9 protein-coding genes and 1 pseudogene are annotated in these 13,278 nt (G+C 63.5%); 5 read left to right on the forward strand and 5 right to left on the reverse strand.

Annotation, left to right across the window (positions count from 1 at the left end):
* Positions 1-145: 145 nt before the first annotated feature.
* Entirely contained in the window at positions 146-379 is a 234-nt protein-coding gene (locus tag KZZ07_RS07300; protein WP_219513199.1) for a hypothetical protein, read from the forward strand.
* A gap of 87 nt (positions 380-466) precedes the next feature.
* Here KZZ07_RS07300 and KZZ07_RS07305 read toward each other — a convergent pair whose 3' ends face one another.
* From KZZ07_RS07305 to KZZ07_RS07315, 3 genes and pseudogenes are all read right to left on the reverse strand, one after another.
* Positions 467-2,821, reverse strand: coding sequence for a TRAP transporter large permease subunit (locus KZZ07_RS07305; RefSeq protein ID WP_219513200.1), 2,355 nt, complete (start codon positions 2,819-2,821; stop codon positions 467-469).
* 11 nt (positions 2,822-2,832) lie between these two features.
* The gene (locus tag KZZ07_RS07310; protein ID WP_219513420.1) at positions 2,833-3,786 is read right to left on the reverse strand and encodes a TRAP transporter small permease subunit; all 954 of its coding nucleotides are present in this window, start codon (positions 3,784-3,786) and stop codon (positions 2,833-2,835) included.
* A gap of 156 nt (positions 3,787-3,942) precedes the next feature.
* Positions 3,943-5,025: pseudogene (locus KZZ07_RS07315) on the reverse strand (TRAP transporter substrate-binding protein).
* A gap of 241 nt (positions 5,026-5,266) precedes the next feature.
* Here KZZ07_RS07315 and KZZ07_RS07320 point away from each other — a divergent pair.
* On the forward strand, positions 5,267-6,676 hold the full coding sequence (locus KZZ07_RS07320; protein WP_219513201.1) for a cache domain-containing protein: 1,410 nt from the start codon (positions 5,267-5,269) through the stop codon (positions 6,674-6,676).
* The gene (locus tag KZZ07_RS07325; protein ID WP_219513203.1) at positions 6,673-7,317 is read left to right on the forward strand and encodes a response regulator transcription factor; all 645 of its coding nucleotides are present in this window, start codon (positions 6,673-6,675) and stop codon (positions 7,315-7,317) included. The genes KZZ07_RS07320 and KZZ07_RS07325 overlap by 4 nt, the downstream gene beginning before the upstream one ends.
* Before the next feature lie 39 nt (positions 7,318-7,356).
* Here the strand turns inward: KZZ07_RS07325 and KZZ07_RS07330 are convergent, their stop codons facing one another.
* The gene (locus tag KZZ07_RS07330) at positions 7,357-7,566 is read right to left on the reverse strand and encodes a hypothetical protein (protein WP_219513205.1); all 210 of its coding nucleotides are present in this window, start codon (positions 7,564-7,566) and stop codon (positions 7,357-7,359) included.
* A gap of 638 nt (positions 7,567-8,204) precedes the next feature.
* Between KZZ07_RS07330 and KZZ07_RS07335 the strand changes: the two genes are divergently transcribed.
* Positions 8,205-9,959 (forward strand): acetolactate synthase 3 large subunit, encoded by a 1,755-nt coding sequence (locus KZZ07_RS07335; protein ID WP_219513207.1) that lies wholly within the window; start codon positions 8,205-8,207, stop codon positions 9,957-9,959.
* A 276-nt stretch (positions 9,960-10,235) separates the two neighbouring features.
* Positions 10,236-11,216: an acyltransferase family protein gene (locus KZZ07_RS07340; protein ID WP_219513209.1), complete on the forward strand. Its 981-nt coding sequence runs from the start codon at positions 10,236-10,238 to the stop codon at positions 11,214-11,216.
* Positions 11,217-11,228: 12 nt separating this feature from the next.
* On the opposite strand, the gene KZZ07_RS07345 is transcribed toward KZZ07_RS07340, so the two are convergent.
* Positions 11,229-13,268, reverse strand: a complete 2,040-nt coding sequence (locus tag KZZ07_RS07345; RefSeq protein ID WP_219513211.1) for an ATP-binding protein — start codon at positions 13,266-13,268, stop codon at positions 11,229-11,231.
* Positions 13,269-13,278 lie beyond the last annotated feature (10 nt).

Raw genomic sequence — 13,278 nt, forward strand, 5'->3', positions numbered from 1 at the left:
TCTGATCCCTCCACTTCGCTGGTGGACGGGAAATGTCGCCGATAGACGCAAATCCTGGTTGCGCTAACCTAGCAATGCGTGCATCCCCCAAATTTGACCAAGCGGTAAAACCCGTCCCGGGAAAAGCTGCAAGAGGACCGATCGGATGCCATCTCACGAAGATCAGCTGCGCAATATCCTGCACGCGCTGGAGGCCTACGACCTGGAAACGCGAATCCATGTCGTGCGCGAGGTGACCGTGCCCTTGCTGGAACATCTGGGCTATTCGCTGGCGCGCGATGCAGCGGCGACGGCGGCCTCTTCGGCCTTTATCCTGGCGGCGGAGCTGGAAAAGCGACTGGCCAAGATCGGCACCATGATCTCGGAGGATGGCGACTAGACGGCTCCCCCATCCGCGCAGTCCAGCAGACAGGGAAAGGGCGGGCCATATGGCCCGCCCTTTCCCGTTTCGGCGTGTCGTCCCTGGTCAGTGACCGAGGAGCGACGGCACGATGGTCACGATCCCCGGGAACAACGCCAGAATCGCCAGACCGACGACCTGGATCAGGACGAAGGGGATGACCCCGCGATAGATATGGCCCGTCGTGACCTCCTTGGGGGCGACACCACGCAGGTAGAACAGCGCGAAGCCGAACGGCGGTGTCAGGAAGGAGGTCTGCAGGTTGACCGCAATCATGATCGTCACCCATTTCGGATCGAAATGCGCGCCGTAGATCACCGGCCCGACGATCGGGATCACGATGTAGATGATCTCGAGGAAGTCGAGCACGAAGCCCAGGATGAACAGGATGATCATGACGATGATGAAGGCCGTGCGCGGATCGTCGTAGCTGCGCAGGAAGTCCTGGATGTATTCCTCACCCCCGAAGGAGATCACGACCAGGTTCAACAGCTGCGACGCAACGAGAATGGTAAAGACCATCGACGTCACCTTCGCCGTTTCCCGCACCGCCGGTGTCAGCACCCCGGAACGGAACAGCACCCAGCAGCTGAACAGCAGCCCGAAGAAGGCATAAAGCCAGCAGGCATAGGCAAAGAGGAAGGCAAGCCAGGTGGCGCCGCTGACCTCTTCGACGTTGACCCGCAGGTCAAAGTTGACGCCGGTCAGGATCATCAGGATCACCGCGAGGGTCGACCAGATGATGATCTTGGGCGATTTGTCCTCCTCCGACAGCTTGCGGTAGGCGGCCAGCATGATCGCCCCTGCCGCCCCCAGCGCCGCGGCAGGCGTCGGGTTGGTGATGCCGCCCAGGATCGAGCCCAGAACCGCGACGATCAGGACCAGCGGCGGAAAGACCACGCGCAACAGCTCGTTCTTGGACAAGAGCTTCATCGCGTAGACACAGCCGTAGATCGTGATCGCCCAGGGCAGGACCATCAGCACGACGGTCATCATGGACGAACTTGTCGGTCCGATCAGCAGGATGTCCACCACCAGGCCCAGGATGATCCCCACCGCCCCGATCTGCAGCGGCAGCGGGGTCGACGAGGGTGAAACGCCCCGCGCCACGGCCAGGATCAGGCCGAAGATCACCGCCAGCGTCGCGATACCGGTGCCGATTGGAGCCGCGTTGGCGATCTTTTCGACTTGCAGTTCGGCGATGCGCTCGTCGCTCAACCGGGTGCTCTGCTGGGCCCCGCCCTGGGCGTCGATCTCGGCTTGTTCGGCCACCGCCTTGTCCCAGGCCGCCTGCCCGTGCAGGTCGATCATCGACGCCTTGCACTGGTCAGAGACACTGGTCCGCAGCGAAGCGGACTCGCCGGATTCCGAGAAGCTATCGACCTTGACCGACTGGCTGCCGACGATGCCGACCTCTGCCAGCAGGATCGTGCCCGCGATCAGTGCGATCGGAACCCCCAGGAACCAGGTAAAGGCCTCGCCCCGGGTGATGGGCTCGCCCTCGCCCTCGCCCAGCGAGACCGCAGGCGCCTTGGAGGGGTTCAGCATCGCGTAGCCGAAGGCATAGAGCGCGTAGAGCAGCGCGAGCAGGATACCCGGCAACAGGGCCGCCTGGAACAACGTGCCCACCGAAACCACCGCCGGCTCACCCAGGAAGGTCAGCGCGTCGGAACAGCCGGCCAGTTGTGCCCGGTCTTCCTGTGCCGCGGAATAGAGATCACCTGCCAGCGTACCCAGTAGCACGATCACGATCGAGGGCGGGATGATCTGGCCCAGCGTGCCAGAGGCCGCGATGACCCCGGTCGCCAGTTCCGGCGCGTAGTTGTTGCGCAACATGGTGGGCAGGGCCAGCAGGCCCATCGTCACCACGGTGGCGCCAACGATCCCGGTCGAAGCCGCGAGGAAGGCGCCGACGACGACGATGCTGACGGCCAGGCCGCCGGGCAGCGGGCCAAAGACGCGCGCCATCGTGGTCAGGAGGTCGTTGGCGATCTTCGAGCGTTCCAGAACGATGCCCATCAGGACGAACATCAGAACCGCCAGCAGCGTCTCGATCGACTGGCCTGCGATCACCCGTTCGTTGATCCGGTTGACGATGAAAGAGATGTTCCTGTCCATCGCGGTTTCCCAGCCCTGCGGGAAAACCGGCACCTCGACCCTTGGCAATTCCGGGTTTCGGAAGATCGAGATCGCATTTTCATTGGCGCCGCTGGCAAGCAGCGCGTTATAGGCCTCCGAACTGGTGTCGATGGCCTGGTGTATCAGCAGCCCCCCGCTGTCGAGGGCCGCGATGATCCCGAAGGAAATGATCCCCGCGCCGCCGATGGCAAAGGCCACCGGAAAGCCCGACAGGATCGCCGAAAAGAGCGTCAGAAAGACGATGATCAGGCCGATCTCGACGCCATCCAATCCAAACAACATGCGCCTGCCTCTCAGAATTCCGCGTGGTCGTAGGGCTCTTCGCCCGCTTCAAGCTGGTCGTAGTCGAGGTGTTTTCCCGCCGAGTCCTCGCCCTCCTTCCACTCGAGGAACGAGCGATAGAAAAAGGTCCAGGCCTGGATGAAGATCAGCGCCAGCATGACCGAAACCAGGATCTTGAACAGGAAGTAGGCGTTAAAGCCGTTGGGGCTGAAACCGATGGTCTCGATGTTCCAGCGCACCGCGCGTGCCTTGAGCAGCAGCCGGTCCAGCCCGTCCGAGGCCGAAGGATTGGGCACGATCAGGTGGCGCCACATGAAGAACCAGGCGTACATCCAGATCAGCGTCGCCACGGGAAGCATGAAGAAAAGCGACCCGAACATGTCGATCATCCGCTTTACCCGGTGGCTGACCGCCGAATAGACCAGATCGACACGGACATGCCCGCCCTGCACGAAGGTGTAGGTCAGGCAGAGCGCGACCACCATCGCGTTGTACAGCTTCAGCTCTTCGGCGAACCACGAGACATCGAACTGCACCGGGATGCCGAAGCCGAGCGAGATGTCGGGCCGGGCAAAGATCCGCTGCATGAAGACGATCACAACCTGTTGCAGCACCATGATCAGGCCGGCCCAGGCAAAGAAACGCCCGACGGTATTGGCTATGCCCTCGAGCACCCGCACGGTCCCCCAGAGGAACCGGTTGCTGTAGAGCCCGGCCAGAAAGATCACCAGGAAGAAGGTGAAAACCACAAAGAAGAACTCGACCGAAGCGCCGTAGTAGACGAAGCGCATCACCGCTTGCTTGTCTTCCGTCGTATTCTCCCAGCTCAACCAGTCCAGCCAGGCCATCGGATGCGTGATCGCATAGCCAAGGTTCCAGAAGGCCAGGGCGATGTTTTCCGCCACCCAGACCAGGAACCCGCCGATGGCGCCGAAGAACGAGCCCGTCGCGGCCTCTGCTTCCATCATGTCCCCCAAAATTATCGGTCCGGCTGTCAGGCCGGTATCACCAGGCGCCACGCCTCACCTGCGCGGCGCGACGGCGGGACAGTCGTAAGAACCGCCCGCCAATGCCGAAAAGGCCCCCGCGCAGCAAGGGCCTTTCCAGTGATCGGTGCGGGATCAGCCCAGCACGCGGTCGCGCTGTGCGACGTAGGTGCCCGACGAGGTCTTGATCCAGGCCGAGGACGACTTCATCGAGGCCATCGCGCTGTCGTGGATGCGCTTATACAGGTCGTCGCCCATGTTCTCTGCGTGGACCTCTGCCGAGGCCTTGCCGAAGGCGTCCCAGACGCTGTCAGGGAACTCGCGGATGGTCACGCCCGAGGATTGCAGACGCTGCAGCGCCGCACCGTTGGCCGACAGGAACTGGCCCAGGTTCCACTGGTGCGCTTCGGCAGAGGCGATCTCGACGATCTTCTGGTGCGCCGGCGACAGGCTGTCAAAGACGTCGCGGTTGGTGGCGACCGAAAGGCTTGCGCCCGGCTCGTGGAAACCGGCGGTGTAGTAGATCTTGGTGATCTCCTGGAAACCGGCCTTTTCGTCCGCCCAGGGACCGATCCACTCGGTGCCGTCGATCGCGCCGGAGGACAGCGCCTGGTAGACTTCGCCGCCGGGGATGTTCTGGACCGACGCGCCCAGCTTGCCCAAGGCTTGGCCGCCAAGGCCGGGCATCCGGAACTTGAGGCCGTTGAAATCCTCGGGGCCGGTGATCTCGTTGCGGAACCAGCCGCCGGATTGCGCGCCGGTGTTGCCGCCCAGGAACGACTTGAGACCAAAGATCTAGCCCAGTTCGTCGTGCAGCTCCATGCCGCCGTCGAAGTAGTACCAGTTCACCTGTTCCTGTGCGGTCAGACCGAAAGGCACAGCGGTGAAAAAGGCATAGCCCGGGTGCTGACCGACAAAGTAATAATCGGCACCGTGGTACATGTCGGCCTGACCCGCGGTCACGGCGTCAAAGACCTCGAATGCGCCCACGAGTTCGCCGGCGGCCTTGAGGTCGACGGTCAGCTGGCCGTCGGTCATTTCGGTGATGATGGTCGCAACACGCTCGGCGGCGTCATGCACACCGGCCAGGCCACGGCTCCAGGTGGTGACCATGGTCAGGGTCCGCTTGCCCTGCGCGTAGGCCGGGGCGGCCAGCGTCGAGGCGGCAGCAGCGCCGGCACCAAGGGTCGAGTTGCGAAGGAAAGAACGACGATCCATTGAAATCCTCCCAGATTTTGTTTCTGCACGGGGCTCCCCACCTCGCGCGGATCGGTTTGAGTGCGGGCACCCTAGGGACTGTTTCTGACCTTGGGAATACCCAGTGCTACGGAGACAGGCAGGAAAAACGGCTTCCCGTACGGAAAGCGGGCGCGTTGCGAACGCCCCCCGTCGCCCGCATCTGCGCGCGGCACATATCCGGGGCGTTCCCATTGCCCCGGGCTTGTGGTTTTCTGGGCCCATGCGCGCGCGCTTTCGTCTGACCTACGGGCAAAAGCTCTTTCTGCTGGCCAGCCTGCCGCTGGTGCTGGCGGTCTCTGCCATTGCGCTATTGGTGGCCCAGCAGGCCCGCAGCCTGGCCGAGCGCGAGATCCACGGCCTGGAGACGCAGCTTCTTGAGGCCAAGAAGCGCGAATTGCGCAATTACGTCACCCAGGCACGCAACGGGTTCTATTTTGTCTACGGCTCCGCCGCGCCCGACGATGAAGATGCCAAGACGCAGGTGCTGCAGATCCTGGCCGCGATGATCTATGGCGAAGAGGGCTTCTTCTTTGTCTACGACTACGACGGACAGAACCTCGTGTCCCCGCGCCAGACGCACATGATCAACACCAACCAGTGGAGCCTCACCGACAGCGAGGGCACCTTTGTCGTGCAGGAGTTCATCGAAACGGCCCGTCAGGGGGCGGGCTATGTCGATCATCTCTGGCCCAAACCCTCGACCGGCGAAGAAGGCCGCATGGTGACCTATGTGCTTGGCCTGCAGGATTGGCGTTGGGCAGTGGGGACAGGCGTCTTCATCGACGATGTCCTGGGCAGCGTCGCCGCCTCGCGGGCCGAGGTCGAGGCCCGTGTGCAGCGCAACTTCATCTATATCGGGGCCATCACGCTGGGGGCGCTGCTGCTGGTCTTTGTCTCGGGGCTGGTTCTGAACCTGCGTGAGCGGCGGCTGGCGGATGCCAAGCTGAAACAGCTGACCCAGCGGGTGCTGGATGCCCAGGAAGAGGAACGCGGCCGCGTGGCGCGCGAGTTGCACGACGGGATCAGCCAGATCCTGGTCGGCGTGAAATACGCACTGGACATCGCGCGGCGGCGCGTGACCGCAGGCGATCCCCGGGCCGAGGAAACCCTGGCCAAGGGCGCCGACCACTTGGGCCAGGCCATCAACGAGGTCCGCCGCATCAGCCGCGACCTGCGCCCCGGCGTGCTGGACGACCTGGGGCTTGGCCCCGCCATCAAGGCGCTGGCCGAGGAATTCCGCCAGCGCACCGGCATAGAGACGGAATTCACCACCGTCGTCTTTCGCAACCGGCTGGACCAGGAGGCCAAGATCGCGCTGTTCCGGATCGCGCAGGAGGCCCTGACCAACATCGAACGCCATTCCGGCGCCAGCCACGTCAGCATCGACATCCGGGGCCACCGCGCCGGCGCCACCCTGCGCGTCGCCGACAACGGAACGGGGATGCGTGACGCACCCGGCACCGCGCGGGGGATCGGGCTGCGCAACATGCAGGAACGCATGGACCAGTTGAACGGAACGCTGCGTATCTTGTCGTCCCGCGACGGCACGGTTATCGAGGCGCAGGTGCCTCTGACCCACCTGCTGCCACCCGAAGAAAGCGCCGCCCCCCAACCGAAAGCCCGCGCATGACCCCTGCCCCCACCCGAGTCGTTGTTGTCGATGATCACCCGATGGTCGCCGAGGGGATCGAGGCGATCCTGGAAAGCTATGACGACATCGACGTGATCGCCACGCTGTCGGACGGTCAGAGCATGATCGACCAGCTGGACAGCCTGTCGCCGGATGTCATCCTGATGGATCTCAACATGCCCGGCCTTGGCGGATTGTCAGCGACGGAAATGATCCTCGAACGCCGTCCGGCCACGCGCATCCTGATCCTGTCGATGCACGACTCGCCCGAATATATCTCGACCGCGCTCAGCCACGGCGCGCGGGGCTATGTCCTGAAGGACGTGCCTACCGACGAGATCAAGCGCGCCATCGACGTTGTCATGGGGGGCGCGCAATACCTTTGTCCTGGGGCCGAAGGCGCGCTGGCGCCGCGCGGCGAGGAACGCGAGCAGCTGACCAACCGCGAACAGATGGTGCTGCTGCAACTGGCGCAGGGCATATCGAACAAGGAGGTGGCGGTCGCGCTGGATATTTCCGTGCGCACGGTAGAGACGCACCGCAAGAACATCCGGCGCAAGCTGGGTGTCAGCAGTACCGCCGCGCTGATGCGCTATGCTCTGGAACACGGGGTCTTGCAGGGAACGGGCGCGAACCTGTGATCGTGCCAAGTTTCATCCAAGACGAAGCCACCCGTGGTGTCAGAGACTGACACCAATCTTTTCGCGGTCACATTCCTCCCAGAACTTGTAGACCGCCGCCGGGATGACCTGCGGCTTGGACAGTTCTGGCTGTGCCTCTGCGACGTGGTTGGAAGGCACGCCGCCAAGCGCCGCGGCAAGACCCATCAGCGCCACAAGGGCCACGGCCTTGCAGATCGTGAAATCGCGGTAAAAAATGTTCTTTTTCATGTCGAGACCCTCGTCTCCTCCTGATGCGCCCTCAGCATCGCCGATGCCCCGGCTTTGCACAACTCACGTTGCCGCGCGCGATTGTTGCAATTCCGTCAACCGGTCCCGTGCGCACTCATGCCTGCCTCTGTCAGGCTGGTCCGTTTGTCGTGGTGCCCGCCCTGCAGGCCAAGCCCCAGGGCAATGCATAGCGCAAGACACAGGGCCTTGACCGCAGTGAAGTTCCTGACTTTCCGTGATCGCAACATGGCTTTCTTCACCCGAACTGATCTGTCGGGGACGCTTTGCCAGATGCCCTGCCCCACCGACAATTCCCGTTTTGCGCATATGCGCACCGCATTTCTGCATGGGTCACCAAATGTGCGCCCATCCGTTTCGGGAAATTTTCGCAAAGTCCGCGCGCCCCAGGATGAAATTTGCTTTCTTCCACTTCGGCGGTTGACGCCTCGAGTTTCGCGCCATAGGGTCCCCGCGCAATGCAAAGGAGCCTCGGGCATGTCCACGCTAGTGGTAATTGTAGGAAAAAGGCGCATGGGCCGGTAATCCGGAACCCTTCCAGGACCCCATGCGCCCCCGAACTGACCCTCGGGGGCTTTTTTGTGCGCAAACGTACAGTGTCGTGAACGGAGAACAATGCGATGACACGTCAGATGACCGGAGCGAAAATGGTGGTTCAGGCCCTCAAGGACCAGGGCGTGGACACGGTATTCGGCTATCCCGGCGGCGCTGTACTACCCATCTATGATGAGGTCTTTCAGCAGAACGACATCCGCCACATCCTGGTTCGTCACGAACAGGGCGCGGTTCACGCCGCAGAGGGCTATGCCCGCGCCACCGGCAAACCCGGTGTTGTCCTTGTCACCTCGGGCCCCGGCGCCACCAACGCGGTGACCGGCCTGACCGATGCGCTGATGGACTCGATCCCGATTGTCGTGCTGACCGGGCAGGTCCCGACCTTCATGATCGGCTCTGACGCCTTTCAGGAGGCGGACACGGTCGGCATCACCCGTCCCTGCACCAAGCACAACTGGCTGGTGAAGGACACCGCGCGGCTGTCGTCGACCATCCACGAGGCGTTCCATGTCGCCACCTCGGGCCGTCCCGGCCCGGTGCTGGTCGATATTCCCAAGGACGTCCAGTTCGCCAGCGCAGAGTATCAGGGCCTTCCCAAGACCTCGGTCAGCCACTACCAGCCGCAGGTCAAGGGCGACATGGAGATGATCGAAGCCCTGGTCGAGGCGATCGAGATGGCAGAGCGCCCGGTGTTCTATACCGGCGGCGGCGTCATCAACTCTGGCCCCGCGGCCAGCCAGCTGTTGCGCGAACTGGTGGATGCCACCGGCTTTCCCATTACCTCGACGCTGATGGGCCTTGGCGCCTATCCCGCATCGGGCCGTCACTGGCTGGGGATGCTGGGCATGCACGGCCTCTACGAGGCCAACCTCGCGATGCACGGCTGTGACCTGATGATCAACGTGGGTGCGCGCTTTGACGACCGGATCACGGGCCGCATCGATGCCTTCAGCCCGAATTCGCACAAGGCGCATATCGACATCGACCCGTCCTCGATCAACAAGGTGATCAAGACCGACATCCCGATCATCGGCGACGTGGGCCATGTGCTTGAAGACGTGCTGAAGATCTGGAAATCGCGCGGCCGCAAGGTCAACCGCGAGGCGCTGTCGAAATGGTGGTCGCAGATCGAGGAATGGCGCAAGGTCGATTGCCTGAAGTTCAAGCCCTCGGAAAACACTATCAAGCCGCAGCACGCGCTGGCCCGGCTGGAGGCGCTGACCAAGGGCCATGACCGCTACATCTGCACCGAGGTCGGTCAGCACCAGATGTGGGCCGCGCAGTACCTGGGCTTCGAGGATCCCAACCGCTGGATGACTTCCGGGGGTCTGGGCACCATGGGCTATGGCTTTCCGGCCTCTGTCGGCGTGCAGGTGGCTCATCCGGACGCGCTGGTCATCAACGTCGCGGGCGAGGCGTCCTGGCTGATGAACATGCAGGAAATGGGCACGGCGGTGCAGTACCGCCTGCCGGTCAAGCAGTTCATCCTGAACAACGAACGCCTTGGCATGGTGCGCCAGTGGCAACAGTTGCTGCATGGTGAGCGGTATTCGCACTCCTGGTCCGAAGCGCTGCCCGATTTCGTCAAGCTGGCCGAGGCCTTTGGCGCCAAGGGCATCCATTGCCAGGACCCGGCGGACCTGGACGATGCGATCATGGAAATGATCGAGTACGACGGGCCGGTGATCATGGATTGCCTCGTCGAAAAGCACGAAAACTGCTTCCCGATGATCCCGTCGGGCGAGCCGCACAACAAGATGCTGCTCGGCGAAGCCAATGCGACCAATGCCATTGCCGGCAAGGGCGCGGTGCTGGTCTGATCCCGCATCGCCTGACAGAACAGAAACGCGTCGGCCTTGGGGCCGGCGCGTTTTTCTTTGCGCCTTGCCCCTGCGTTGTGGTTGCCAGGGCGACACCGGCTTGCCGAAACCGTCGTCAGAGCGTTTTCGCGGCGCAATTTCGACAATTTCAGGCGATACCCGGGCCATCATGGACGTGACACGACCCTTCATCAGAGCATTTTCTCACCGGTGGCTTGCCTGCCGGAAACGGCTTGTGCGGCAGGCAGGGCCAAACGCCCGCACCCCGGTGACGGGATGAGCGACGCGGCGCGCCGCCTGCACTGGCTGGACCGCGCCAAGGGGGCGGGGATCATCCTGGTGGTCTTTGGCCATGCCTGGATCGGGGCGCGGGCGGCGGGGATTCTGATCCCAGACGTCCAGTTCCGCACCGTCGAAACGCTGATCTACAATTTCCACATGCCGCTCTTCTTCCTGCTGTCCGGCGTCACCTTCGAGGCCTCCGCCCGGCGCCGCCCCTTGCTCCGTGGAATGAAGGACAAGGCAATCCGCCTGCTTTGGCCGCTGCTTCTCTGGACCTATATCTTTGCTGGCTTCCGCTTTCTGGCCGGTGGGGCCGCGAACAATCCGGAAGGGCTGTCCGGTCTGCTGGTCTGGCCCCTGCCGCCGCGAGATCACCTGTGGTTCCTCTGGGCGCTCTTCCTGATCCAGATGCTGGGCCTGCTTGTCGCCGTGCCCGGAGAAAAGCCCCGCCCGGCCTGGCTCTGGCTGGTCCTCGCGCTGGGTGCCGGCGGGCTGGTCTCGCTGCCCGGCCTGCCATTGGGACCGTTGACGGTAAATGCCGCGTTGCACCTGGGGATTTTCCTCTTGGGTGTCTGGCTGGCGCGGCAACCGCCGTTGCCCTCGGGCCTGCCGATGGCGCTGAAGGCATTGACCGTCTTCCTCGTGGTGCAGCTGATCAGCTTTGCCCTGCCCGAAACCGTTCTGGGGTTTCAGGTGGTCGCGGCACTGCTCTCGCTCTGCTTCATTGTCATGATGAATGGGCCGCAGGGCCAAGGCGGTCGCCTGGGCCGGGTACTGGAACGGCTGGGGCAGCTTTCGATGCCCATCTACCTGGCGCATACGCTGTTTACCGCGGCCACAAGGATCGTCCTGTTCAAATTCACCACCGATGCGACGGTGCACCTGGTGCTGGGCACGCTAGCGGGGCTGATCGGGCCTGTCATTCTGTATTATGCGTTCCGCCGCTTTGCCTCGCCGCGGCTCCTTGGGTTCTGAAGAGGTCCGGGGTCAGCCCGCGACCCGGGTCCCGTCCCCGGTATCAAGCTGCCTGGCGATGGCCTGCATCAGGGTCGAGCCGCGCACCGGTTTGCTCAGGAACCCGTCCATGCCAACCGCCCGGGCATCTTCGCGATCCTTCTCGAAGGCATTGCCAGTCAGCGCGATGATCGGACGATGGGGCCAACCCCGCAACCGGGCGGTCTCGCGGATCATCCGGGTGGCATCCAACCCGTTCATCACCGGCATCGACAGGTCCATCAGGACAAGATCAAACCTGTCGGGATGAAAGAGTTCGACCGCCGCGCGCCCGTTGTCAGCAAGCGTGACCTCGGCGCCCCGCCGCTCCAGCAGTTTCTGTGCGACGGCTTGGTTGGTGCGGTTGTCCTCGGCCACCAGCACGCGAATCCCGTCCAGCCGCATCTGTGCAAGGGCCAGTGGTTCCGACAGCGGTTTGCCCGAGGCAACCGCGGACAAGGGCAGATCCACGGTAAAGACTGATCCCAACCCCAGGGTCGACCGCGCGGAAATCTCTCCGCCCATCGCGCCGATCAACCGTTTTGAAATGCTCAGGCCCAGCCCCGTCCCCTCGAAGGCGCGATCACGGCCCTGGTGGACCTGCTCGAAAGGGTCAAAGATCGCGGCAAGCCGGCCCGCAGGGATACCGATGCCCGTGTCGGAAACGGCGAAGCGCAGCATGCCGCCACTGGTGGTCACCCGCGACAGGCGCAGAGACACCTCGCCCGCCACCGTGAACTTGATCGCATTGCCCATGAGGTTCATCAGCACCTGGCGGATCCGCAGCGCATCGCCCTCCACAACCCCGGGCACATCCGCATCGACGGTGCAGCGCAGGCCCAACCCTTTCTGTCCGGCCAGCGGCACCAGCAGGTGACGCACGTCCTCGACCAGCGATGCCGGGGCAAAAGGGACCTGTTCGATCTCCAGCCGACCGGCCTCGACCTTGGAGAAATCAAGGATGTCCGAGATCAGCGAAGTCAGGGCCAGTGCGGCGCTGCGGATCGTGGCGACATACTCGGCCTGTTCGACGCTGAGCTCGGTCTCGGTCAGCAGGTCCGCCATCCCGACGATGCCGTTCATCGGGGTCCGGATCTCATGGCTCATGTTGGCAAGAAAGCTGGACTTCGCCTTGTTCGCCACATCCGCCGCATCCCGCGCCGCCCGCAGCGCCGCGTTCTGGTTGCGCAGATCGGTGATGTCCGTGTGGACCAGTACATGCCCGCCCGAGGGGCGCGGCGTGGCCTGCAGGTAAAAGCTCCGCCCCGAATCCGGGATGCGCAGCATCACCTTTTCCCCGGCGGCCAGCATTTCCTGCACTTCAAGGTGGAACTGTTCGTCGCCCGTTGCCTTGTTCCAGCCGATCAGCTGGTCGATGTGATCGCGAATCCGCATCCCGACGGGGACATCGCCATTGCCCAGCCCGTGCAGGCGCAGATAGGCGGCGTTGACCCGCAGAATGCGGTTTTCCGGATCGTCGATCCCGGTGCCGCTGGTGACAAGCAACCCCTCGCCCATGCCCTCGACGATTTCCGTCAGCAGGCGGTTGGTTTCGGTCAGTTCGGCAGCCTTGGCGACAAGGCTTTGTTCCAAAGCGGCGGTCCGGCGGTTCAATCCGGCAATCAGGGAATCGGCAACCTCGGCCTTTTGCAGCACATCGCTGATATTCAGCGTGATGCCGTGATAGCCGGCAAACGCCCCGTCGGCGTCGTGCAGCGGCACGGCACTGTCCATCAGGACCGCCCGGCTGCCGTTGACCAGCACACGTTCGTAGCTGAGGCTGCGGATCTCCTGCTGGTCCCGCATGACCTGCATCAGCCGGTCGATCCCCGCCTGATCCTGATCCTGGCCTTCGGGCGACAGGATGCGCAGGCCCAGCAATTCGTCGGCGGTCATGCGCAGGCCGGAATGGCGGATGTTCACGTAGCGCAGCCTGAAATTGGCATCCGCCTGCCATGTCCATGCCGGCATCAGGTGGATCACGTCCGACCAGATCCTGGCGTCTTTCTCCCTGTCGGTGTCCGTGTCCGGCATCAAGTCGGCC

It is taken from the genome of Mameliella sp. CS4 (assembly GCF_019392335.1).
In the GTDB taxonomy this organism is placed as follows: Bacteria; Pseudomonadota; Alphaproteobacteria; order Rhodobacterales; family Rhodobacteraceae; genus Antarctobacter.